24 protein-coding genes and 2 riboswitches are annotated in these 23,448 nt (G+C 41.6%); of the genes, 21 read left to right on the forward strand and 3 right to left on the reverse strand.

Annotated features, from left to right (window positions below):
* Positions 1-60: 60 nt before the first annotated feature.
* The 20 genes from ACIROD_RS20835 to ACIROD_RS20925 all read left to right on the forward strand — a co-directional run bounded on the left by ACIROD_RS20835 (position 61) and on the right by ACIROD_RS20925 (position 19,760).
* The gene (locus ACIROD_RS20835; protein WP_101223660.1) at positions 61-1,848 is read left to right on the forward strand and encodes an acyl-CoA dehydrogenase family protein; all 1,788 of its coding nucleotides are present in this window, start codon (positions 61-63) and stop codon (positions 1,846-1,848) included.
* A 140-nt stretch (positions 1,849-1,988) separates the two neighbouring features.
* A complete protein-coding gene (locus tag ACIROD_RS20840; RefSeq protein WP_063234020.1) occupies positions 1,989-2,345 on the forward strand; it encodes an arsenate reductase family protein in 357 nt (118 codons plus the stop codon).
* A gap of 96 nt (positions 2,346-2,441) precedes the next feature.
* Entirely contained in the window at positions 2,442-2,825 is a 384-nt protein-coding gene (gene gcvH / locus ACIROD_RS20845) for a glycine cleavage system protein GcvH (protein WP_402943681.1), read from the forward strand.
* 92 nt (positions 2,826-2,917) lie between these two features.
* Positions 2,918-3,283 (forward strand): toprim domain-containing protein, encoded by a 366-nt coding sequence (locus ACIROD_RS20850; RefSeq protein WP_048688210.1) that lies wholly within the window; start codon positions 2,918-2,920, stop codon positions 3,281-3,283.
* Between the two features lie 3 nt (positions 3,284-3,286).
* Entirely contained in the window at positions 3,287-3,595 is a 309-nt protein-coding gene (locus ACIROD_RS20855) for a thioredoxin family protein (RefSeq protein ID WP_101223994.1), read from the forward strand.
* Between the two features lie 144 nt (positions 3,596-3,739).
* Positions 3,740-3,847: riboswitch (SAM riboswitch) on the forward strand.
* A gap of 99 nt (positions 3,848-3,946) precedes the next feature.
* On the forward strand, positions 3,947-5,257 hold the full coding sequence (locus tag ACIROD_RS20860; protein ID WP_402943684.1) for an O-acetylhomoserine aminocarboxypropyltransferase/cysteine synthase family protein: 1,311 nt from the start codon (positions 3,947-3,949) through the stop codon (positions 5,255-5,257).
* Between the two features lie 115 nt (positions 5,258-5,372).
* A riboswitch (SAM riboswitch) is annotated at positions 5,373-5,485 on the forward strand.
* Between the two features lie 153 nt (positions 5,486-5,638).
* Positions 5,639-6,673, forward strand: coding sequence for a methionine ABC transporter ATP-binding protein (locus ACIROD_RS20865; protein ID WP_101223657.1), 1,035 nt, complete (start codon positions 5,639-5,641; stop codon positions 6,671-6,673).
* A complete protein-coding gene (locus ACIROD_RS20870; RefSeq protein WP_101223656.1) occupies positions 6,666-7,334 on the forward strand; it encodes a methionine ABC transporter permease in 669 nt (222 codons plus the stop codon). The genes ACIROD_RS20865 and ACIROD_RS20870 overlap by 8 nt, the downstream gene beginning before the upstream one ends.
* 15 nt (positions 7,335-7,349) lie before the next feature.
* Positions 7,350-8,186, forward strand: a complete 837-nt coding sequence (locus tag ACIROD_RS20875; RefSeq protein WP_101223655.1) for a MetQ/NlpA family ABC transporter substrate-binding protein — start codon at positions 7,350-7,352, stop codon at positions 8,184-8,186.
* Positions 8,187-8,967: 781 nt separating this feature from the next.
* On the forward strand, positions 8,968-9,108 hold the full coding sequence (locus ACIROD_RS26230; protein ID WP_472673127.1) for a YuzK family famiily protein: 141 nt from the start codon (positions 8,968-8,970) through the stop codon (positions 9,106-9,108).
* A 452-nt stretch (positions 9,109-9,560) separates the two neighbouring features.
* The gene (gene sufC / locus ACIROD_RS20880; RefSeq protein WP_101223654.1) at positions 9,561-10,346 is read left to right on the forward strand and encodes a Fe-S cluster assembly ATPase SufC; all 786 of its coding nucleotides are present in this window, start codon (positions 9,561-9,563) and stop codon (positions 10,344-10,346) included.
* Positions 10,347-10,361: 15 nt separating this feature from the next.
* Entirely contained in the window at positions 10,362-11,663 is a 1,302-nt protein-coding gene (sufD, locus tag ACIROD_RS20885) for a Fe-S cluster assembly protein SufD (RefSeq protein ID WP_402943689.1), read from the forward strand.
* Positions 11,663-12,892 (forward strand): cysteine desulfurase, encoded by a 1,230-nt coding sequence (locus ACIROD_RS20890; RefSeq protein WP_101223652.1) that lies wholly within the window; start codon positions 11,663-11,665, stop codon positions 12,890-12,892. The genes sufD and ACIROD_RS20890 overlap by 1 nt, the downstream gene beginning before the upstream one ends.
* Positions 12,882-13,310, forward strand: coding sequence for a Fe-S cluster assembly sulfur transfer protein SufU (gene sufU, locus ACIROD_RS20895; protein ID WP_034310148.1), 429 nt, complete (start codon positions 12,882-12,884; stop codon positions 13,308-13,310). The genes ACIROD_RS20890 and sufU overlap by 11 nt, the downstream gene beginning before the upstream one ends.
* A gap of 55 nt (positions 13,311-13,365) precedes the next feature.
* Positions 13,366-14,763, forward strand: a complete 1,398-nt coding sequence (sufB, locus tag ACIROD_RS20900) for a Fe-S cluster assembly protein SufB (protein ID WP_034310152.1) — start codon at positions 13,366-13,368, stop codon at positions 14,761-14,763.
* Between the two features lie 195 nt (positions 14,764-14,958).
* Positions 14,959-15,807 carry a DUF72 domain-containing protein gene (locus ACIROD_RS20905; protein WP_402943691.1) on the forward strand — a complete coding sequence of 283 codons (849 nt, stop codon included), beginning with the start codon at positions 14,959-14,961 and terminating at the stop codon, positions 15,805-15,807.
* An 84-nt stretch (positions 15,808-15,891) separates the two neighbouring features.
* Complete coding sequence (locus tag ACIROD_RS20910) at positions 15,892-16,719, forward strand: sulfite exporter TauE/SafE family protein (protein ID WP_402943694.1); 828 nt, start codon at positions 15,892-15,894, stop codon at positions 16,717-16,719.
* Between the two features lie 16 nt (positions 16,720-16,735).
* Positions 16,736-18,121, forward strand: coding sequence for a bifunctional metallophosphatase/5'-nucleotidase (locus ACIROD_RS20915; RefSeq protein WP_402943697.1), 1,386 nt, complete (start codon positions 16,736-16,738; stop codon positions 18,119-18,121).
* Between the two features lie 61 nt (positions 18,122-18,182).
* On the forward strand, positions 18,183-18,485 hold the full coding sequence (locus tag ACIROD_RS20920) for a YunC family protein (protein ID WP_101223648.1): 303 nt from the start codon (positions 18,183-18,185) through the stop codon (positions 18,483-18,485).
* A gap of 177 nt (positions 18,486-18,662) precedes the next feature.
* Positions 18,663-19,760: an HD-GYP domain-containing protein gene (locus ACIROD_RS20925; protein ID WP_402943701.1), complete on the forward strand. Its 1,098-nt coding sequence runs from the start codon at positions 18,663-18,665 to the stop codon at positions 19,758-19,760.
* Between the two features lie 22 nt (positions 19,761-19,782).
* On the opposite strand, the gene yunB is transcribed toward ACIROD_RS20925, so the two are convergent.
* Positions 19,783-20,532 (reverse strand): sporulation protein YunB, encoded by a 750-nt coding sequence (gene yunB / locus ACIROD_RS20930; protein ID WP_101223646.1) that lies wholly within the window; start codon positions 20,530-20,532, stop codon positions 19,783-19,785.
* A gap of 86 nt (positions 20,533-20,618) precedes the next feature.
* On the reverse strand, positions 20,619-21,608 hold the full coding sequence (locus ACIROD_RS20935; protein WP_402943703.1) for a M23 family metallopeptidase: 990 nt from the start codon (positions 21,606-21,608) through the stop codon (positions 20,619-20,621).
* Between the two features lie 187 nt (positions 21,609-21,795).
* Here ACIROD_RS20935 and lipA point away from each other — a divergent pair, with 187 nt between their 5' ends.
* The gene (lipA, locus tag ACIROD_RS20940; protein ID WP_063234033.1) at positions 21,796-22,710 is read left to right on the forward strand and encodes a lipoyl synthase; all 915 of its coding nucleotides are present in this window, start codon (positions 21,796-21,798) and stop codon (positions 22,708-22,710) included.
* 38 nt (positions 22,711-22,748) lie between these two features.
* Here lipA and ACIROD_RS20945 read toward each other — a convergent pair whose 3' ends face one another.
* Complete coding sequence (locus ACIROD_RS20945) at positions 22,749-23,411, reverse strand: YhcN/YlaJ family sporulation lipoprotein (RefSeq protein ID WP_101223645.1); 663 nt, start codon at positions 23,409-23,411, stop codon at positions 22,749-22,751.
* Between the last annotated feature and the right edge of the window lie 37 nt (positions 23,412-23,448).

The following is a 23,448-nucleotide window of genomic DNA, read 5'->3' on the forward strand; positions in this document are numbered from 1 at the left end:
TCCCGGAAGCTGTCATGCTTCCGGCGGATTTACTATCTTAAATACTTAGGAGGAAATAACATGTCCAATCAAACTACAGATAACCTCATTAAAGGCGGAGCCTTTTTAGTAGAAGATATTACGTATGATCAAGTGTTTACACCGGAAGATTATTCTGATGAGCATAAAATGATCGCCAAAACTACCGAGGATTTCGTAGAGAATGAAATTCTGCCGCAGGTTGAACATTTAGAAAACCATGAATTTGACCGTTCCGTTAAATTACTGAAACATGCAGGTGAAATCGGTTTACTTGGTGCTGACGTTCCTGAGGAATACAGCGGATTGGGTCTTGATAAAATCAGTTCGGCATTGATTACAGAAAAAATGGCACTTTCAGGCGGCTTTGGAATTACGCATGGTGCACATGTAGGTATCGGATCTTTGCCGATCGTATTATTCGGGAATGAAGAACAAAAGAAAAAATACCTCCCTTTACTGGCAACGGGTGAGAAGATTGCAGCGTATGCCTTAACGGAACCAAGCTCAGGTTCAGATGCCTTGGGAGCAAAAACGACAGCGAAATTGAATGCCGAAGGAACACACTATATTTTAAATGGTGAAAAACAATGGATTACAAATGCAGGTTTTGCAGATGTCTTCTGTGTATACGCCAAAATCGACGGCGAACAATTCTCCGCTTTCATAGTTGAGCGTGATTATGATGGCGTATCAACTGGTGCTGAAGAGAAGAAAATGGGAATCAAAAGCTCATCTACACGTACATTAATCCTTGAAGATGTACATGTGCCAGTCGAAAACCTTTTGGGTGTAGCCGGAAAAGGACATGTCATCGCTTTCAATATCCTGAATATCGGCCGTTATAAATTAGGTGTCGGTGCTGTCGGCGGATCTAAACGTGCCCTTGAGATTACAGCAGCTTATACGAATCAACGTCAACAGTTCAAAACGAAAATTTCCGATTTTAACTTGACGAAAGAAAAACTTGCAACAATGGCATCCAAAATTTATGCAGCAGAAAGCTCTGTATACCGTACCGTTGGCCTTTATGAACAAAGACAAAGCAAATTGACGGATGAGCAAGTGAAAGATGGGAAATCAATGGCTGCTGCAATCGCTGAATATGCCATTGAGTGTTCATTGAATAAATTCTTCGCTTCCGAAGTGTTGGATTATGTTACGGACGAAGGCGTACAGCTTCATGGTGGCTATGGTTTCATGCAGGAGTATGAAATTGAAAAAGCATATCGTGATTCCCGGATTAACCGGATCTTTGAAGGTACAAATGAAATCAATCGATTGCTTGTCCCTGGAACTTTCCTGAAGAAAGCACTTAAAGGGGAATTGCCGCTTCTTCAAAAGGCTCAAAGCCTGCAAGAGGAATTAATGATGATGATGCCGGAAGAACCTGGTGATGAGCCATTGGCACAAGAAAAAATGCTTGTTAGAAATGCTAAGAAAATCGGGATTCTGGCAGCTGGCCTTGCTGCACAGAAATACGGCAAAACTCTTGATCAAGAACAAGAAATCCTCTCCAACATTGCTGATATCGCATCCCTTGCCTATGCAGCGGAATCCGTGGTATTGCGTACGGAAAAAGCAATAGCAGCTACAGGTCTGGAGAAGAACAAACAAAAAGTGCTTTACACAGAAATCTTCGTTCAGGAAGCTTTCAATGAAATAGAACAGCACGCAAAGGAAACGTTAATCGCAGTGGAAACAGGCGATACTCTTCGCATCATGCTTGCGTCGCTCCGTAAGCTGACAAGGCATAATCCGATCAATGTCATTGCGAAAAAACGTGAAGCTTCCGTCAAGGTAATCGAAGCTGAAAAATATGCTCTTTAAGAAATGAATCAAAATCAGTAAAGGGAATGCCCGAGAAGGCATTCCCTTATTTCCTTTGATGAAATCGCATTGGAAATTCAAAAGACAATTCGTTGTATTGCGTGATGAAAACGGGTATTCTATTGATAGGTGGTGAAATGATGGGCTTAACATTATATTGGTACCCAAAATGCGGCACATGCCGTAACGCGAAGAAGTGGCTTGATAATCATGAACTGCAGTATGAAGCAATCCATATAGCGGAAAATCCGCCTTCGCGAACAGAAATAGAACAACTATATAAAATCAGCAATTTGGAGTTGAAGAAGTTTTTCAATACTAGCGGTCAAAAATATCGGGAGCTTGGCTTAAAGGATAAGCTGAAAGAAGCTTCTGAAGCAGAGATGCTTGATATATTGTCCACAGATGGCATGCTTCTGAAAAGGCCGATTGTTACGGATGGCACCAAAGTGACGGTAGGTTTCAAAGAGGAACAATTCGAACAGGTTTGGAACTGAAAATTTCTCGAAATATTTGGTTAATTCCTTACTTAAACAAACAATCTACCTTATAATGGAATAGATAAAATAAGATGTACATATGGAGGGTTAATAATGACAACAACACCAAAAGAACTTCGTTACACAAAAGAACATGAATGGGTCAAAACGGAAGATGGAACAGTGCGCATTGGAATTACAGCTTTCGCACAGTCCGAGCTTGGGGACATCGTATTCGTTGAGCTTCCGGAAATCGGCGATGAATTGAAAGCGAACGAACCATTCGGAAGTGTTGAATCCGTTAAGACCGTTTCTGAGCTTTATGCACCTATCAGTGGCAAGGTTATTGAAGTAAACGAAGATTTAAGTGACAACCCTGAATATGTAAATGAGTCTCCTTATGAAAAGGCATGGATGGTCGTGCTTGAACCATCTAATAGCAGTGATATTGAAAGCTTGATGAGCGCTGAAGAGTATGAGAGTTTAATCAACGGTTAAAAAAAAGGAGAGGGGGGACTGAAAAGGCCTGCTCTCTTTTTCATTTTGTACCGTGGCAGTTGCGCACATAATTCGTGAGATGGAGTGATGACATGGAGTGGGGCGAATTCGATAAAGTGATCATTGTAGAAGGCAGTTCCGATAGAAGAAAAGTTGCCTCCGTTTTAAATGAAGATGTGGAAATAAGATGTACGAATGGGACCATATCATTAACTAAGCTGGATGAATTAGTGGATGAATTGATGGACCGTGATGTTTATCTCCTTTTTGACGCAGATGAATCAGGAGAAAAGCTGCGGAAGCAGTTCCGAAGGGAAATGCCTGAGGCGAACCACCTGTATATTAATAAAATGTACAAAGAAGTGGAAAGCTCACCCGAACATCATATCGCAACTGTGCTTCTATCTGCCAATATGAATGTGAAAATGAAATTTTTAAGTCAAAGGGTGAACGACTAATTGATGCAGGAATGGAAAGAAGAAGAGTGTAAGCTTGCTGTTGAAAATGGGGAAACCTTTTGCTTATATTTATATACCCCTTTATGCGGCACTTGTCAGGTTGCCTCCAAGATGCTGACGATATCCTTGGAGCTATTCCCGGAATTGAAGGCAGGCAAAATGAATATGAATTATGTCCAAGCAATTGCCGAATCATATGAAATCGAAAGTGTTCCATGTTTATTATTTTTCAAAGAAGGACGGCTGCACAAAAAAATATATGCCTTTCAATCCGTTCCTTATTTGTACGGATTGCTTAAGGAAATCAGCTAAGAAACCAATCGGAACCGTGGTTGGTTTCTTTGTTGCGGACATATGAATGTTAGATGAAATTAAACAAAGAATATTCTAACAATTCATTGACTGATTTAATCTAAAATGCTATATTTTGAATTAAGTAACGGCAGAATTTAATAGTTCTTATCAAGAGTGGCGGAGGGACTGGCCCGACGAAGCCCGGCAACCGGTATAAATTTTTATATACGGTGCTAATTCCAGCAGAGTGTTGGCTCTGGTAGATGAGGTGTATTCTTGAAACCTCTTCTTATTGAAGTGGTTTTTTTGTTTATAAAAGGCCAGACATCATATAATTCCAACTAAATCCATAGAAAAAGGTGAAATCATATGTCAGGGAAAAAATTGCGTTTCGAAACATTGAGTGTTCATGGCGGTCTGCAAGCTGATAAAACAGGTGCACGTGCAGTTCCTATCTACCAAAGCAATGCATACTTGTTCAAGGACACCGACCATGCAGCGAATTTATTTGGCCTAAAGGAGAATGGCTATATATATTCACGACTCCATAATCCCACGATCAGCGTTTTTGAGGAAAGAATGGCCTTATTGGAAGGCGGAATCGGCGGATTGGCAACAGCAAGCGGAATGGCTGCCATCTCACTTTCAATCCTGAATATTGCCGCTGCAGGGGATGAGATTGTTTCAGCATCTACATTATATGGCGGTACGTATAACCTTTTTGAAAATACTCTTCCTAAATACGGGATTAAAGTGAAGTTCGTTTCTCCAGATGACCCTGAAAATTTCAAAAGGGCGATTACGCCAAGAACTAAAGCCATTTTTGCTGAAACCATCGGAAATCCAAGTTTGAGGGTGCTTGATATTGAAGCGGTAGCGAAAATCGCCCATGATGCCGGAATACCTTTAATCGTTGATAATACCTTTGCGACACCGTATCTATGCAGACCAATTGATTTTGGAGCGGATATTGTCATCCATTCCGCTACAAAATGGCTTCTGGGAAATGGAACTACGCTTGGCGGTGTCATCGTGGATGGAGGGAAATTCGATTGGAACTCGCCAAATTACCCTGGCTTCACAGAGCCTGACCCAAGTTACGACAATCTGGTATACGCCGAGGCAGTTGGACCTGCCGCATTCATAACGAAAGCCCGAGTCCAGTTACTCCGTGATTTAGGACCTGCGCTAAGTGCCCAAAGTGCATTCCAGTTTACGCTTGGACTTGAAACGCTGCATGTAAGGATGAAAGAGCATCTATCAAACACCAAGTCTGTCATTAAATATTTAAAAAACCATCCTGCGGTGACTTGGGTTTCACATCCTGGTGATGAGGATCATCCCGATAAAGCCCTTGCGGAAAAATATTTGCCAAAGGGAGCTGGATCTGTTGTGACTTTTGGGATACAAGGTAATCGAGAAGCTGGGGCAAAACTTATCAATTCGGTGGAATTATGGTCCCATGTAGCGAATGTTGGGGATGCGAAGAGCTTGATCATCCACCCAGCCAGTACGACCCATCAACAATTGAATGAGGCAGGTCTTGCGAAAGCGGGTGTGAGTGCCGACCAAGTCCGTTTATCGATTGGGATTGAAAATGTAGAGGATTTAATAGAAGATTTGGAGCAGGCAATTGAAAAAGCGACGAATATCGTCTCCTTGACATCCAAAACGGTTTAAGTAAAGTTTCTATATGCTTGTACTAGAAATATTATACATTGCGCTCCTTTTTTATCTATGATAAAATTTCTCCATACTAAAGAACTTAATGATGTACAAATATTCTATATATTAGCTCTTATCAAGAGAGGTGGAGGGATGTGCCCGATGAAACCCGGCAACCGACAAGGAGATTTCCTTGGAAAGGTGCCAATTCACACAAAGTTTAATCACTTTGGAAGATGAGAGGAAGGCCTGTTTCTTCACCTGCCTTTCTGCTCATGCAGAAAGGTTTTTTCTGTTTTAATTGGGTAAACTTTTACATGATATGAGAAACAGACTAATAATGTAGAGAAATCAACTAAGTTCATAGGTTTTATTGGATAAAAGAGGTGAGGGTTAATGATTACATTGACGAAAGTCAGTAAGCTGTTCCGAACAGGAAAAGGAAACAGTGAGACAATCAAGGCTGTAAATAATGTGAATGTTGAAATAAATAAAGGCGAGATTTTCGGTATCATCGGTTACAGTGGAGCGGGGAAAAGTACTTTGATCAGAATGCTCAATGGATTGGAAACACCAACAGAGGGATCCGTTGTAGTTGCTGAGAAGGAAATTTCAAAAATTAAAGGGGCTCAGCTCCGCAAGGCCCGTCAAGAAATCAGCATGATTTTCCAACATTTCAATTTATTATGGTCGAGGACCGTTCAGGAGAATATATCTTTCCCATTGGAAATTGCAGGAGTTTCTAAACCTGAACGAACCAAGCGTGTGAACGAATTGATCAAGTTAGTCGGATTGGAAGGCAGGGAAAAGGCCTATCCATCACAATTAAGCGGAGGGCAAAAGCAAAGGGTGGGAATAGCCAGGGCTCTGGCAAATGATCCTAAAGTGCTGCTGTGTGATGAAGCGACTTCTGCCTTGGATCCGCAGACTACCGACTCCATACTCGAATTGCTTGTTGACATCAATCAGCGTTTGGGGTTGACGATCGTCCTGATAACACATGAAATGCATGTGATCCGCAAAATCTGCCATCGCGTCGCCGTGATGGAAAGTGGGCAAGTTGTTGAACAGGGACCTGTCCTGGATGTTTTCAAGAACCCTAAAGAACAAATGACAAAGCGTTTCGTGCAACAGGTAACGGAACCGGAAGAAACGAAAGAAACGATGGACCATTTGCTCGAACGCTATCCTGCAGGCAAAGTGATTCAATTGACCTTTGTAGGCGATCATGCCGAAAGCCCGTTGATCACCAAGCTTGTACGTAACTTCGAGTTGGATGTCAATATCGTTCAAGGTAAGATATCCCAAACAAGAAGCGGTTCATATGGAACATTGTTTATCCATCTTGATGGCACTGAGGATGAAATGCTCCGCGCAATCGAATTCATTAAAGCACAGCAGGTAGGCGTGGAGGTGATTACTCATGCTTGAAGAATTATTGCCGAATGTTGATTGGGAAGACATTATTGAAGCTACGAGGGAAACGCTTTACATGACAAGCGTCTCTGTAGTGGCAACCTTTTTTATAGGCATAATATTAGGATTGATCCTGTTCCTGACAGGGAAGGGTAATATGTGGGAAAACCGGGCAGTCAACGGGATCATGAGTGCTGTCGTCAATATTTTCCGTTCCATTCCATTTCTTATTTTGATCGTGCTGCTCATTCCTTTCACTAAAGCGCTAGTCGGTTCCATGATCGGAGAGAACGCTGCACTGCCGGCACTTATTATCGGTGCGGCACCATTTTATGCGCGTATGGTAGAAATCGGCCTTCGTGAAATCGATAAAGGTGTAATTGAAGCCGCTAAATCGATGGGAGCAAAAACGAGCACAATCATTTGGAAGGTCCTTCTTCCAGAGTCAATGCCTGCCCTTATTTCCGGGATTACGGTAACATCGATTGCATTGGTTGGATATACCGCAATGGCCGGGGTCATCGGCGCAGGCGGGCTTGGTAATCTAGCCTATTTGGACGGATATCAAAGAAATCAAAATGACGTTACACTAGTGGCGACCATCGTTATTCTAATTATCGTCTTCATAATTCAAATTATTGGAGATGTGATTACATCTAAATTGGACAAAAGATAAAGGGAGATGAATAGGATGAAAAAGTTTTTAGGATTTGCATTAATTTTAGTGTTGTCTATCGCTTTGGCTGCTTGTGGAAGTGAAAAGGATAAAAGCGGCAGTGATACGGAGAAAGAATCGAAGAAAATAGTTGTAGGGGCATCCAATGTTCCTCATGCTGAAATCCTTGAGAAAGCTAAGCCGCTTCTTAAAGAAAAAGGAATCGAATTGGAAATCGAAACTTTCCAGGACTATGTTTTACCGAATAAGGCGTTGAATGATAAGGAATTGGATGCTAACTATTTCCAACATATTCCATATTTAGAGGGGCAAATTAAAGAAAATGGATATGACTTCGTTAATGCTGGCGGAATCCATATCGAGCCGATTGCTCTATATTCACAAAAATATAAAAGCATTGATAAACTTCCGGAAGGCGCAACAATTATTATGAGCAGCTCTGTTGCTGATCATGGGCGCGCTTTATCCCTTTTGGAAAAGAATGGCCTGATCACTTTGAAAGAAGGCGTCGATAAAACGACGGCTACAACTAAAGACATCGTTGAAAATAAGAAAAACCTTAAATTCGATGCTGATTATGAAGCGGCCCTGCTTCCTAAAATTTATGAGAGTGGCGAAGGCGATGCAGTCTTGATCAACTCCAACTATGCAATTGATGCCGGTTTGAATCCGCTTGAAGATTCGATTGCGATTGAAGATTCGGAATCACCATATGTGAATGTCATTGCCGTAAACAAAGGTGACGAAAATAAAGAAGCAATAAAAGCGCTTGTAGAAGTATTGCATTCTAAAGAAATTCAAGATTTCATTCTTGAAGAATACAAAGGTGCAGTTGTACCGGCGGATAAATAATTCAAGAATGGCAACCTGATTTAACTCAGGCCGCAGTTTAAAAACAAAAAGGTTTCGGAATGATCTCATTCCGAAACCTTTTTGTTTTTATATTGGATTTGAACCGATAATTGCCCTCTTTATTTGTTGTTGAGTGCCGATGGGCAGAGATAACAACCAAAACGCTCATATTACACATAGCCATGGTTGCGGAATCTGCGTCAACAGATTCAGGTTTTCCAGCTTTCTTAATCACTTGTTCAATCAGAGGCTCTTAATACGAGTATTTCCGGGTGTTACTATCGTCCCAACACAAATCCGTTACGGTCTTCTGACGCATAAATGAATAAGCGAGCTGGTTTGTCCATTCAGCTTTCACATAGTGCGTCGCTCATAATTTTTTTCCGTGCTTAGAGAAGTGAGGCACTTCATTTTGCCTATCTGATTGTTTAGTCTTAGTGGAATGGAACGGAAGGTACGAGACTCCTGCGGGAAAAGCGAGTCAAGGGAGACCCCGCAGGCGCAAAAGCACCGAGGAGGCTTCCGGACCGCCCGCGGAAAGCTAGTGCCTGAAGTGGAAAGTAACGTTCAAATTTTGAAACCTAAAAACCTAAAAAACTGTACAAACTCATTGATGATCCAGTTTGTTTTAGTCTGCGGCTTAATTTAATTCATTTCATGTTTAATCAGGAAAGGAAAGGGTATAGAGATAATGCAGGTAAAAAAATGATACACAAATTTGAAAGGATGGTTCACTATCAATACTCTGGATTTAAATGTAACAAGCGAAATGGAAAAGGCGATGCAGTCTTCACATGGGATTGGCTACAGTGAGTACAGTAGAAACTTAGACCTCCGTATCGAGGTCGAGAAAGAACGGGATAGGGAACATGTAAAGTGCAACAAAATGGTCCAGGACCTACAACGCAAAATTCACGGCTAAGCATATAAAAGAATTCTTTAAAAGATCGGTCTGTAGAGGTAAAATGGAAAGTGGTCCATAAAATAAGGGTTTCCTTATTGGATAAACTTACATAATGCCTGACAGTCCGATTTTTTTCTTTTTAAAGCGGAACGTTCATACCTTGCATTCGAATTCTTCGAACATATATTAATAAGGACGAAGATTTGCCGAATAATAAGATAATTTTAACAAAAACTAAAATAAGTATGATTATGCAGTAAATAGGCTATATCTGTTAGTATAGTAAGAATTGGGACAGGTTTTTAACATGGAAGAAGTGGAAACCCTATCTATTTAGTTGATTCCAAATTGGATTTGTTATAAAATTGGAATGAGAATAAAGTGAGAATGCTTTTACGTAAATTATAGTGATAGAAAGTAATCTTTACTTTCTGGTAATAAAATTGGAATTAGTTCACGGAGGTATTATTATGTCAGCTTCTACATTAACAGTTAAAGATCTTCACGTATCAATTGAAGGTAAAGAGATTTTAAAAGGGGTAAACCTTGAAGTTAAAGGTGGAGAAATCCATGCGATCATGGGACCAAATGGAACTGGTAAATCCACTTTATCATCAGCGATCATGGGTCACCCTAAATATGAAGTAACGAGCGGAAGCATCTCATTCGATGGTGAAGATGTATTGGAAATGGAAGTCGACGAGCGCGCTCGTGTCGGTCTATTCCTGGCTATGCAATATCCAAGTGAAATCAGCGGTGTTACAAATGCTGACTTCTTACGTTCTTCCATTAACGCACGCCGTGAAGAAGGCGATGAAATTTCATTGATGAAATTCATCCGTCAAATGGATCAAAAAATGGAATTCCTTGAAATGGATGAAGATATGGCGCAACGCTATTTGAATGAAGGTTTCTCCGGCGGAGAGAAAAAACGCAACGAGATTCTCCAATTAATGATGATCCAACCTAAAATTGCAATCTTGGATGAGATTGATTCAGGTCTAGATATCGATGCACTTAAAGTCGTTTCAAAAGGAATCAACGAAATGCGCGGAGAAGACTTTGGATGCTTGATCATCACTCACTACCAACGTCTATTAAATTACATCACTCCTGATTTTGTACATGTAATGATGCAAGGACGCGTCGTAAAATCAGGTGGTCCTGAACTTGCTGCCCGCTTGGAAGCGGAAGGTTATGATTGGATCAAACAAGAATTGGGCATTGAAGACGAAACTGTTGGCGAAGAAGCGTAAGTAGGAGGATTTGCAATGACTACAGAAACGAAATTACCGTTTGAACAAGAGGATATAAGCTCCTATTCAACTAAAAATAATGATCCAACTTGGCTATCCGAGCTTCGGATTCAAGCGTTTTCTGAATTAGAAAAGCTCCCGATGCCCAAGCCGGATAAAACGAAGATCGATAAATGGAATTTTACTTCTTTCCAGAACCATACGGTTGAAAGTGAAGCTTTTGCCTCTTTAGAGGAACTTCCGGAGGAAATTAAATCCATCATTGAAGAAAATGAAAACTTATACATTCAACGCAATAATACGCCGGCACATATCAATCTGTCAGCAAACGTGAAAGAGCAAGGCGTCATCTTTACAGATATTTTAACAGCTGCTCGTGACCATGCTGAGCTTGTGCAAAAATATTTCATGAAAGATGGCGTTAAAATAGATGAACATCGTTTAACGGCACTTCATGCTGCATTAGTTAATGGGGGGGCATTCCTTTATGTTCCGAAAAATGTAGAAATCAAAGAGCCGATTCAATCGGTATTCCTGTTGGATAATCCTGATACTACACTTTTCAACCATGTCTTGATCGTAGCGGAAGATAATAGCTCTGTCACATATGTAGAGAATTACTTCTCAAGCGTTGAGTCTAACGAAGGGATTGCCAACATCGTAACGGAAGTATTTGCAAATGCGAATGCCAAAGTCGAATACGGAGCGGTCGATACCCTTTCAAAAGGCTTCACGACATACGTTAACCGCCGTGGAGTGGCAGGACGTGATGCTCGTATTGAGTGGGCGCTTGGCCTTATGAACGACGGAAATACGATTTCAGATAATACAACATATCTAATGGGCGATGGATCTCACGGAGATACAAAAACAGTTGTAGTCGGACGCGGGGAACAAAAGCAGAACTTCACGACTGCCATCATTCATTATGGCAAACGCTCTGAGGGCTATATCCTTAAGCATGGTGTAATGAAAGACGCCGCATCCTCCATTTTTAATGGAATTGGGAAAATAGAGTATGGTGCTACAAAGGCCAATGCCGAACAAGAGTCACGCGTTTTGATGTTAAGTGAAAAAGCACGCGGAGATGCCAATCCGATTCTCTTGATTGATGAAGATGATGTAACGGCTGGTCATGCTGCTTCCGTCGGCCGTGTCGACCCGCTTCAACTGTATTATTTAATGAGCCGTGGTATTACAAAGAAAGAAGCAGAAAGACTTGTCATTCACGGATTCTTGGCCCCTGTTGTTAACCAGCTTCCAATTGAGGGAGTTAAAAAACAATTAGTAGCGGTCATTGAAAGGAAAGTACAGTAATGAACCCATACGAAATTCGTAAGCTTTTTCCAATATTAGATCAAGAAGTCAATGGTCAGCCATTAGTTTATTTAGATAGTGCTGCAACCTCTCAAAAGCCGGCTGCAGTGATTGAAGCGATTGAGCAATATTACCGCGGATACAACTCGAATGTTCACCGCGGAGTGCATACACTAGGAACAAAAGCTACGGATGCGTATGAAGGTGCTCGTGAAAAGGTACGTAAATTCATTAATGCTTCTTCTACAGAAGAAATCATCTTTACCAGAGGCACAACGACTGCTTTGAATACTGTAGCAAGAAGTTACGGTGGTGCAAATATTAAAGAGGGTGACGAGATCGTCATCTCTTACATGGAGCATCACAGTAATATCATTCCGTGGCAGCAGCTTGCCAAAGAAAAGGGCGCTGTATTGAAGTATATTCCGCTTCAAGAGGATGGCACGATTTCCCTTGACGATGTGAGGGCTACAATTACGGAAGCAACGAAAATCGTGTCCATCATGCAGGTTTCGAATGTACTTGGTGTTATCAATCCTGTGAAGGAGATTGCAAAAATTGCCCATGATCATAATGCTGTTATGGTAGTCGACGGGGCACAGAGCACGCCGCATCTAAAAGTGGATGTCCGTGATTTGGATTGTGATTTCTTTGCCTTCTCAGGTCATAAAATGGTCGGTCCAACAGGTATCGGCGTATTATATGGCAAGAAAGACCTTCTTGAAAAAATGGAACCGATAGAATTCGGCGGAGAGATGATTGATTTTGTAGGTTTGTATGAGTCTACATGGAAAGAACTCCCGTGGAAATTCGAAGGCGGTACCCCAATCATTGCCGGTGCAATCGGCATGGGGGCTGCAATTGATTTCTTGGAAGAAATCGGTTTGGATAATATTGAACGGCATGAACATAAGCTCGCCGCATATGCAATGGAGAAAATGTCAGCAGTTGAAGGGCTGACTATATACGGTCCTAAAGATGCGGAAAAGCGTGCGGGTGTAATTACCTTTAATATTAATGACGTACATCCACATGATGTCGCTACCGTTCTTGATGCAGATGGAATTGCTGTTCGTGCCGGTCATCATTGCGCACAGCCATTAATGAAATGGCTTGACGTATCAGCGACAGCAAGAGCAAGTTTCTATCTATATAACACGGAAGAAGATATTGATAAGCTTGTGTCCGGGCTTGTTAAAACGAAGGAGTATTTCAGTAATGTCTTTTGATAACCTAGATACACTTTACCGTCAAGTCATTATGGATCACTATAAGAAACCGCGTAATAAGGGCATGCTAGAAGATGGAAGCATGACAATCGATATGAATAACCCAACTTGCGGCGATCGGATTCGGTTAACGATGAAAATCGAAGATGGCAAGGTCAGCGATGTTAAATTCGATGGTGATGGTTGTTCGATATCCATGAGTTCAGCTTCCATGATGACTCAAGCCATTAAGGGCAAAGACGTTGATACTGCTCTAGCTATGTCCGAGACTTTTTCCTTAATGATTCAGGGAAAAGAATACGACGATGAGATGGACCTTGGGGATATCGAAGCCCTTCAAGGCGTTTCCAAATTCCCTGCACGAATCAAGTGTGCTACTCTGGCTTGGAAAGCCATGGAAAAGGGATTGAAGGAATAATTAAATTAAAATGAGCTGTTGTAATTCAGCCATTTGAAATGGAGGAATACGAGCTATGGCAAAGAAAATGCCTGATATCGGCGATTATAAATATGGCTTTGCGGATAAAGATGTTTCCATTTTCCGTTCAAAGCGTGGTCTGACAAAAGAAATCGTGGAAGAGATTTCTCGAATGAAGGATGAACCGCAATGGATGCTTGATTTCCGTTTGAAATCATTGGAGCATTTTTACAACATGCCAATGCCTCAATGGGGCGGCGACATGCAGAGTCTTAACTTTGATGAAATCACATACTATGTTAAGCCATCAGAGAAATCAGAGAAGTCTTGGGATGAGGTTCCTGATGAAATCAAACAGACTTTTGATAAATTGGGAATTCCTGAAGCTGAACAAAAATACCTTGCTGGCGTATCTGCTCAATATGAATCAGAAGTGGTTTACCATAGCATGAAAGAAGAATTGGAAGACTTGGGTATCGTGTTTAAAGATACGGACTCAGCACTTCGTGAAAATGAAGATATCTTCCGTGAGCACTTTGGAAAAACGATTCCGCCAACTGACAATAAATTTTCGGCATTGAACTCGGCAGTTTGGTCAGGTGGATCTTTCATCTATGTACCAAAAGGCGTTAAAGTGGATACTCCGCTTCAAGCATATTTCCGGATCAACTCTGAAAACATGGGTCAATTCGAACGTACGCTAATCATTGTTGATGAAGGCGCATCCGTTCACTATGTGGAAGGTTGTACAGCTCCTGTTTATACAACTAACTCCCTTCATAGTGCCGTTGTCGAAATCGTCATCAAGAAAGATGCTTACTGCCGTTACACGACGATCCAAAACTGGGCAAACAACGTGTTTAACCTGGTTACGAAACGTGCCGTTTGTGACGCAAACGCAACAATGGAATGGATTGATGGTAACATCGGTTCTAAACTGACAATGAAATACCCTGCTGTCATCTTAAAAGGTGAAGGTGCACGAGGTATGACATTATCGATTGCCATTGCCGGCAAAGGCCAACACCAAGACGCTGGAGCAAAAATGATTCACCTAGCGCCAAATACATCTTCAACGATTGTTTCAAAATCAATTTCTAAACAGGGCGGTAAAGTAACATACCGTGGTATCGTTCATTTCGGACGTAAAGCGGATGGAGCTCGTTCCAACATTGAATGTGATACATTAATCATGGATAATCAGTCTACATCCGATACAATCCCTTACAATGAAATCTTGAACGATAACATTTCCCTTGAACACGAAGCGAAGGTTTCCAAAGTATCAGAAGAACAATTGTTCTACTTGATGAGCCGCGGAATTTCTGAGCAAGAAGCAACGGAAATGATCGTAATGGGCTTCATCGAACCATTTACAAAAGAACTTCCAATGGAATATGCGGTTGAAATGAACCGTCTGATCAAGTTCGAAATGGAAGGCTCCATCGGATAATGACCGACTGGCCTGCCTGTAAGGCGATTTAGAATAACCATTCATACAAAAGCCTGCCGGGTCTGTCTGGCAGGCTTTTTGTTTTGACATCCGTCTCCGTTACCTTTATACCAAAGATTAGATATGGCTCAATAAGGGTAAAAATAACAATAGAAGTCAGGAAATGGGGCCAGTCCCGAAGGAGTGATGATGCAGATGATCTATGTTGGTGTGACCGGTTGGGGAGATCATGATAGTTTGTATCATGGTGGTGTGTCCCAACGTGATAAGCTTAAAGAGTACGGAGCTCATTTTCCCATTGTGGAGGTGGATGCCTCTTTTTATGCAGTCCAGCCAAAGAGGAACAGTGAAAAGTGGGTATCCGAGACGCCTGCATCATTCCAGTTTGTCGTTAAAGCTTATCAAGGGATGACAGGACATCAGCGTGGGGAAATCCCATTTGAAAGTAAGAAGGAAATGTTCAAGGCATTTTGCGACTCTCTGGAGGCTTATCAGATGTCCGGAAAGCTCGCGATGGTCTTATTTCAGTTTCCGCCATGGTTTGATTGTAAACGTGAAAATGTGAATTACCTGCGATGGTGCAAAGCTGAAATGGGCGATATCCCAGCGGCCATAGAATTTCGGAATCAAAGCTGGTACAGATCTAACGTAGTCCAGCAAACTTTGGATTTTATCGAAAAGGAAGGCTGGATCCATACTGTATGCGATGAGCCTCAGGCTGGAGAGGGATCCATTCCAGTCGTTTTGCAGGCCACCGATAAAGATAAAACCCTGATACGCTTTCATGGCCGTAACCTGCATGGTTGGCAAAGGCCTTCTTCGGGTGATAATTGGCGTGAGGTCAGGTACTTATATCGATATAATCAGCAGGAATTGACTGAATGGGTGGAGAAAATCAGGATATTGGAAAAGGAATCCAAGGATATATATGTCCTGTTCAATAATAATTCAGGCGGAGATGCCTCCGATAATGCCAAACAAATGATTGAGTTGCTTGGTATAGAATATGAAGGACTGGCTCCTAAGCAGCTTGGTTTGTTTTAAGAGGATATATATAATTAAATAAAGAGATATTGTGACAACTAGTAGAGGTTATATCCTCACAAACAGGTAAAGGCGGATTTCTACATGGTATGGTTAGTATTAGTGGTTATTGGATTAGTTGCGGGAGCGATCGGAGCTCTTGTCGGTCTTGGAGGTGGCATCATCATTGTGCCTTCTCTTTTATATTTAGGTACATCTACAAATATTATCGATGAGCTGACTCCTCAGGTCGCTGTAGGTGTTTCAACCGTAATCATGATTTTTACCGGCTTATCTTCTACTTTATCTTATTTAAAACATAAAGTGGTGGATTATAAGGCCGGCTTAATCTTTTTTATTGGCAGTGCGCCTGGTGGAATAATAGGGGCATATGTGAATAAAAATCTTAACGCCGAAGCTTTTTCATTGTATTTTGGTATTTTCATGGTTTTCATGGCCATTGTGTTATTAGTGAAAAATCGTTTGAAGCCAATGCTTTTCAAGCCTGGAAAAGGGAAAATAGTGAAAACGTATGAAACTGAAAATGGACATTCATTTTCTTATGGTTATCACCCCGTGTTAGCTGTATTGATTTCCTTTGTCGTGGGATTCAGCTCCGGATTATTTGGAATTGGCGGTGGGGCCTTAATGGTTCCCGTCATGATGCTACTTTTCTTCTTCCCTCCGCATATGGCTGTAGCGACTTCGATGTTCATGGTATTTTTATCATCCATCACTAATTCGATTACCCATATTTCCCTTGGAAATGTTAATTGGCCATATGCTTTTGCCCTGATTCCGGGTGCATGGTTCGGTGCTAAATTGGGCGCATTCATCAATACGCGCCTAAAGAGTGCGTCGCTGGAAAATATGTTGAAAATAGTTCTGATAATCATTGGTTTACGTCTTATATACCAAGGTATTACAGGATAAACGAGGAGGAGAAATGATGTCAGAAATCATTCATTTATATCACACCAATGATCTCCATAGTCATTTTGAGAATTGGCCTCGTATTGATAAGTTTCTTAAAGAAAGAAGAAAACTTCATCAAGAAACGGGAGAAGAAGCGATCATACTGGATATAGGCGATCATGTGGACCGCTGGCATCCATATACAGAAGGTACGTTAGGTAAAGGCAATATTGAGCTGCTGAATGAAGCAGGCTACCAATATGTGACCATCGGCAATAATGAAGGGATCACTTTACCTCATGATGCGTTAGACTCCTTATATGATCATGCAAGGTTCAAGGTCTTGGCAGCCAATATTTATTACAGTGATAATGAAAGGCCGGAATGGGCGCTGCCATATTGGATACATACAACGGTAAAAGGCACCAAGATCGCCCTGATAGGTTTAACAGCCTTTTTTCAAAAGTTCTACTCTGCGATGGGCTGGGAAATAACAGAACCGTTCGTGGAGTTAAAGGCACAGCTTGAAAGGGTCAAATCAGAGGCGGATGTAATCATCATCCTTTCCCACCTGGGCATCCATGATGATGAGAGGATGGCAGAGGACTTTCCGGAGATTGACATCATACTTGGCGCGCATACCCACCACATTCTCCACCAGGGGAGATTGATCAATGACACACTCCTTTGCGGTGCCGGGAAATATGGCTTCTTTGTTGGACAGGTGGAAATGACCGTCAATCAGGAAAGGGAAATTAGCCAGAAGAGTGCCATTCTTTATGATACCAATGACTTTTTGGAATTGGAGAATGAACGGTCATGGATTGAAGAGATATACCAGGCCGGAGGGGAAACGCTAAAACAGGTTGCAGTGGACTTACCAAAAGCACTGGATAATGATTGGTTCAAAGTAAGTCCTTTGACGGAAATCCTAGGGGAGGCCCTTAGGGAGTGGAGTCAGGCGGATTGTTCCTTTTTGAATGCAGGCCTCCTGCTTGAAGGGCTGCCGGACGGTCCTGTCACAAAAGGGGATATTCACAGAATCTGTCCACATCCCATCAACCCTTGCGTCGTTGAAGTTAATGGGAATGAATTAAAAGAAATCTTAATGCAATCGAGAAATGCGGAATGGCCACATATTCAGGTGAAAGGTTTCGGTTTCCGCGGAAACATAATGGGAGTCATGCATTATGATCAAATTGAATTTAACGAAATGGAGAATGGTATCGTAAAAGGGATTCTTATAAAAGGAGAGAAACTGCAGGTGGATAAGTCCTATAAACTGGCCATACCTGATATGTTTACATTTGGGCACTTCTTTCCAAGTATCCAGCGCTCCAATCGCAAAACATACCTGCTGCCGGAATTCTTACGGGATATCCTTTTATGGAAGCTGAAAAAAATATACACAAACGCCTAACGCTAAATCACGGTTTCGCCCTTTTTTTCATAAAGTATGGGGAAGAGAGGGGCGAAACCAATTGATTAACATGATCCCAATAATTCTTGATAATCATACATTCCTAGCCATTTCTGTCCGACTTCCAAAAACGAATTTACTTGCTGTCGCGTCCGAAAAAGGGTATATAATGTGCGGTGCGTTAGATGTTGGACTGCTGAATGATAAATTGAAACATCGTAAAATCCTTGCAGGGAGGGCTACAGGAGTTAAATCGATTGAAGAGTTATTGGAAGCGCCGCTTGAATCGGTTACCTGGGAGGCTGTGGAAAAGGGCATTCATCCGGGAATGATTGGTAAAGAGGCATTAATCAAAATGATTTGAAAAGGTGGGCTTTCTTTCTTTTAGAAGGGGGCCTTATTTTTTTATTTTAAAATGCTGATATTTTTTCAATAAATATATTCAAACAGATTCATTTATCAAAATATTTTCCGATAATCTTTATAAAGGAAAGAAACGGTTTGATTTACAAATATTTAATGGGGAGATGGGGGTACAAGTATGAGGCTAGCTATTACAAAGTCCCTAAGCCCTGGAGCAAGGCTCGGTAAAAACATCTATAATGAGCGGGGCCATGTCCTATTGTGCGAGGGCCTTACATTAACGCAGAAAATGATCAATCGACTGGTGTCCCTTAATATACCCCTTGTTTACATTCAAGATTCCAGGACGGATGACATCATTCCAATGCCCCCAGTGTCCGGGAAACTTAGAAGAGAAGCCGTTAATACGATTGAAACCACTTTCCAGGACATAAAGAACAAAATGAACCTTGATGGATCATTCACGATAGAGCAGGCTAACGTCAAGTTCACTCAAATAGTCCGGAACATCATGGACGAGCTGAAAAGGAATAAGGAGTTAATGACTTTATTGGCCGACGTTTATACATACGATGACTATATCTTTACTCATTCCTTCAATGTGACCTTATATACCCTGGCGATCGGGATGGAATTGAATATCAATAATAAGAATCTTGAAATTCTTGGGCTGGGGGCGATTTTACATGATGTCGGCAAAATGCTCGTGCCTTTGGAAATCCTCCATAAACCCGGCAAGCTGACGGAAAAGGAGTTTGAACAAATCCAAAAACATGCCGATTACGGATTTCATCTAATCAAAAATGTTCATACCGTTTCACTTTTAGTTGCGAACTGTGCCTATCAGCATCATGAAAGGTTAGATGGATCTGGATATCCCCGTGGGATAAAGGGGGATGAAATCCATTATTTCGGCAAGATCATTGCCGTTGCCGATGTGTTTGATGCCGTTACTTCCAATCGGGTTTACCGTAAGGCCATGCTGCCGCATCAGGGTTTGGAAGTTCTTTATGCCGGAGTCGGGAAAAAGTTCGACAATACGATCATCGAGGCTTTCCGCCGGGCGGTTGCCATTTATCCTAATGGTCTATCAGTAGAATTGAATGATGGAAGGAAAGGAGTAGTATCCGCTCAAAATGAGGGGATTGGGGACCGCCCCATGATAAGGATACTGGAAGAAGATGGGGAGCGGATAAAAGAGCCCTATGAAGTGGACTTGAATAAAAACCTGCATTTGCTTATCATGAAATGTCTAAATATACAAGAACCAGCCTAACCTCAAGGATAAGCTGGTTTTGTCATTCCTTGTTTTCCTTCATGATCGCAGGTGCCACCGAACCGTTGCCGTTACTAAAATAGCTTGGAACATCACCTTCGATCAACAGGCTTCCGACTGTCACTTCCTGACTCACCTTGGTCTCCTTTGTGAAAGAGGGGATGACGATTTGAATATTGACATCAAAATCCACAATCAATTCATAATAAACATTATTGATGCCTGCGTTTGTCAGTTTTGTCCTCAAATCCGATTCAACATTCCCGATGACCGACATTTTCACTGGGATTTCTGGTCCGTAATTGGAAAGGAGGTTATTCCCGGTCACAACACCAAATGGTATATAATAGACCACACTTTTATATTGTTCATCGTTTATTTTGGCTGAACCTGTTTTAAAAGGATTTCCCTGTTTGATGCCAAGTTTCTTTTGAATATCCTTCGTTATGTTAGCCCGCAATTCACTGTATATGACCGGATTGAAGCTATAGGAGGAACTGGAGTCCTTACCACCCTTATTGTTGGTGATGATTTTGTTCATATCGACCTTGGCTATATTTTCATCAACCGATTCATGAATCGTTTCCGTTGCAATCCGTTTGATTTCATATTCGGCTACACTCATGATCACGGGTTCGATTGATTTGTCCACGTACCAAAGAGTCATGATGCTTGATATGATAAACAGGATGAATGAATAGAGAAATACTTTTCGGGTGGGAAGAGGCCCCTTTTTTCGGAATTTCTTCGGTCGAAATCTTTTTCGGAACACGCTTTAGCCCCCTTTACTAATACCTATGCATCAAGTTCAGGGGTTTATGTTGAAATCAAAAAAAAGCAGCGTAAAATTCACGCCGCTCACTTTCTCTTTTTAGCCAAATCTTTCCTTTCCCATAATTTTAAATAAGGGTAAGGATCAAAGCTCCATTCTGTGATTCCATTGTCTTTGTACATCCCGTAATGAAGATGCGGAGGGAATTTTCCCGAAGTTCCCGGAGGACCGTAACCTGTACTGCCGACACCTCCGATGACTTGTCCGGGCTCGACGATTTGTCCGACTTTCAACCCTTTGGCAAAGCCGCTTAAATGGGCAAAGTAATGATAGGTATTATTTAAATCCCGTATCCCTATCCTCCAACCGCCGAATTTATTCCAGCCTTTCATCTCGATGATTCCATAGCTGGTGGAACGAACGGGAAGGCTATAATCGGCAAAAATATCAGTGCCCTCATGGATTCTCCTTCCGCCCCATCCACGAGCGCTTCCCCATGTATTCAAGTACGTATAATGAGTCCGTACTGGAACAGGGAAGGCCTTTTCATGTAAATCCAACCGGCCATATTTCTTATAAATCTCGGCATTGCCGATAATGATGCTGACTGCTTTATCTCGTTTATAATAATCCCACAAGCCGATCCGGATATTATCTTCATCTGCACCATAAGATTGGAGATGCTTCGAAAAAGCATACAATCGATCGGTATCATTATTGATATCTGCTTTTCCATCACCATTTCCATCCTGGCCCAATCCGTCAAAAAATGTGATCGTGAGCGGGTTCACGTCATTTAATTCAGGATTGAGGGCCCCGCTCCACTTTGAAGGCTCGATGTGGATGCCTATTAAACCCTTTGCCGGCTCTAAGTCCCTTCGTGCAGCCCTGAGGCTATGCTCATATTGATCTGCTCCAGCAAGGTAATACCACGGGATTTGGAGAGTAGCCTCCATATTTTTATATAGCTCCATTCTCCCGGGATAAGCATCTGGGGTATCGGTAGCATAAGCCACTTGGCCTGGTGCATTCAAAATTAACAAACAAGTTATGGTAAGAAGGAATAATTTATTCAACGGGGCAGGCTCCTTTCATGACATTCTCCGTAATTAAAATACATCAGTCCATCCATCTTTTATAGTTTTGCTGATTTAGCTATAAACATGAAAAATAAATAATGGGAAACCAACTATAACTTGTATAAATGCTTTTTTATTGTTAAAGTAGGGTGTGTTAATTTCTATAGAATGGAGTGGCATTTTCATGTCTTCTACAAATAAAGAAATTCTTCGTAAACCAGATTGGTTGAAAATAAAGCTTAATACTAACGAAAATTACCTCGGTTTAAAAAATATGATGCGCGAGAAAAATCTTCATACAGTCTGTGAAGAGGCTAAATGTCCGAATATTCACGAATGCTGGGCAGTGAGAAGAACGGCTACTTTCATGATCTTAGGTGAAATCTGTACAAGGGCATGCCGTTTTTGTGCTGTTACAACTGGACGTCCGAATGAATTGGACTGGGCTGAACCTGAGCGTGTTGCCGATTCCGTTGTTTTGATGAATTTAAAGCATGTCGTCATTACAGCTGTTGCCCGTGATGATTTAAAGGATGGAGGCGCTGAAGTTTTCGCTGAAACAGTCCGTGCGATCCGTCGCAAAAATCCATTTACTTCTATTGAAGTATTACCGTCTGATATGGGCGGGGTGTTTGAAAATATCAAGACATTGATGGATGCTAAACCAGATATCCTTAACCATAATATAGAGACTGTCAGAAGTTTATCCGACCGTGTACGGGCTCAGGCCAAGTACGAACGTTCTTTGGAGCTTTTAAGAAGAGCCAAGGAACTGTATCCGGAAATCCCGACAAAATCCAGTTTAATGGTAGGTCTGGGTGAAACGCGGGAGGAAATCCTTGAGACCATGGATGACCTAAGGGCTAATAATGTCGATATCATGACAATCGGCCAGTATTTACAGCCGACTAAAAAACATTTAAAGGTGCTGAAATACTATACGCCTGAGGAATTTGCCGAACTGAAAGAACGTGCATTGGAAAAAGGCTTCAGCCATTGTGAATCCGGTCCGCTTGTCCGTTCATCCTACCATGCTGATGAACAAGTTAATGCTGCGGCTAAACATAAGCAAAACAAAGGTGAAGAATTATTGAAATAGAGAAATAAAGGACCGAAAAAAATTCGGTCCTTTTTTATTCAACGGTTATCCATTTTTTGATGGATGTTATCATGATGATCTCTTTTATCGTTAACCATTTCTCCATTTTCATTTTCTGTGTCACTCATTTTGTATCCTTGAGGCGATTTCAGCATTTCTTTGATCGTTTGTTCGATCGTATAGTCAATCCCTTTGCTGCCGGATTTCACTGTAGCGAAATTTTCGACATCTTGGGCAAGGTTTTGATAATCATCACTGACGTAGACATGATAGTAGCGAGGCACGACGGACATGGCAGTACGTTTAACTTGGTCGGCGGTTTCCGTCCGATCCTTGTCATTGGTATCATATACGACAAGTACTTCCTCATCAGTAACGAGTGTAGCGGCGTCATTGACATTTGGAATCTGAACACTAAGTTTTGAAATGACATCAGACAATTGTTCACGGTCAATGGAAGCAGCTTTGTTGGAAATGTTACGGCCGTCAATGGTTGCACTATTGGTGCGAGTAAAACCAAAATCATCACTTTTGTTGTCATTATTACGATAATCCTCATCATAATATTGAGTTGGATTATTTACGTTTGTTGGGTTGCCTGCATTGTTTTTTGCACCGAGCCCCTGGTCTTTTTCTTTATCAGCACATCCGGTTAGTGCAATAATCGAGCTTAAACCTATCGTTATTATCGTTTTTTTCATCAATAACACCCCCGTAACTTTAGGATGAACATATTTC

It is taken from the genome of Peribacillus sp. NPDC101481, from assembly GCF_044767165.1.
Classification (GTDB): Bacteria; Bacillota; Bacilli; order Bacillales; family DSM-1321; genus Peribacillus.

Coding starts and splice junctions, on each gene's coding strand:
- sufB (WP_034310152.1), top strand. CDS start 13,366: ATGGCAAAGAAAATGCCTGATATCGGCGATTATAAATATGGCTTTGCG.
- ACIROD_RS20915 (WP_402943697.1), top strand. CDS start 16,736: ATGTCAGAAATCATTCATTTATATCACACCAATGATCTCCATAGTCAT.
- ACIROD_RS26230 (WP_472673127.1), top strand. CDS start 8,968: ATGCAGTCTTCACATGGGATTGGCTACAGTGAGTACAGTAGAAACTTA.
- ACIROD_RS20835 (WP_101223660.1), top strand. CDS start 61: ATGTCCAATCAAACTACAGATAACCTCATTAAAGGCGGAGCCTTTTTA.
- gcvH (WP_402943681.1), top strand. CDS start 2,442: ATGACAACAACACCAAAAGAACTTCGTTACACAAAAGAACATGAATGG.
- ACIROD_RS20850 (WP_048688210.1), top strand. CDS start 2,918: ATGGAGTGGGGCGAATTCGATAAAGTGATCATTGTAGAAGGCAGTTCC.
- ACIROD_RS20865 (WP_101223657.1), top strand. CDS start 5,639: ATGATTACATTGACGAAAGTCAGTAAGCTGTTCCGAACAGGAAAAGGA.
- ACIROD_RS20910 (WP_402943694.1), top strand. CDS start 15,892: ATGGTATGGTTAGTATTAGTGGTTATTGGATTAGTTGCGGGAGCGATC.
- ACIROD_RS20875 (WP_101223655.1), top strand. CDS start 7,350: ATGAAAAAGTTTTTAGGATTTGCATTAATTTTAGTGTTGTCTATCGCT.
- lipA (WP_063234033.1), top strand. CDS start 21,796: ATGTCTTCTACAAATAAAGAAATTCTTCGTAAACCAGATTGGTTGAAA.
- sufC (WP_101223654.1), top strand. CDS start 9,561: ATGTCAGCTTCTACATTAACAGTTAAAGATCTTCACGTATCAATTGAA.
- ACIROD_RS20945 (WP_101223645.1), bottom strand. CDS start 23,411: ATGAAAAAAACGATAATAACGATAGGTTTAAGCTCGATTATTGCACTA.
- ACIROD_RS20925 (WP_402943701.1), top strand. CDS start 18,663: ATGAGGCTAGCTATTACAAAGTCCCTAAGCCCTGGAGCAAGGCTCGGT.
- ACIROD_RS20840 (WP_063234020.1), top strand. CDS start 1,989: ATGGGCTTAACATTATATTGGTACCCAAAATGCGGCACATGCCGTAAC.
- ACIROD_RS20890 (WP_101223652.1), top strand. CDS start 11,663: ATGAACCCATACGAAATTCGTAAGCTTTTTCCAATATTAGATCAAGAA.
- sufU (WP_034310148.1), top strand. CDS start 12,882: ATGTCTTTTGATAACCTAGATACACTTTACCGTCAAGTCATTATGGAT.
- sufD (WP_402943689.1), top strand. CDS start 10,362: ATGACTACAGAAACGAAATTACCGTTTGAACAAGAGGATATAAGCTCC.
- ACIROD_RS20905 (WP_402943691.1), top strand. CDS start 14,959: ATGATCTATGTTGGTGTGACCGGTTGGGGAGATCATGATAGTTTGTAT.
- ACIROD_RS20870 (WP_101223656.1), top strand. CDS start 6,666: ATGCTTGAAGAATTATTGCCGAATGTTGATTGGGAAGACATTATTGAA.
- ACIROD_RS20860 (WP_402943684.1), top strand. CDS start 3,947: ATGTCAGGGAAAAAATTGCGTTTCGAAACATTGAGTGTTCATGGCGGT.
- ACIROD_RS20855 (WP_101223994.1), top strand. CDS start 3,287: ATGCAGGAATGGAAAGAAGAAGAGTGTAAGCTTGCTGTTGAAAATGGG.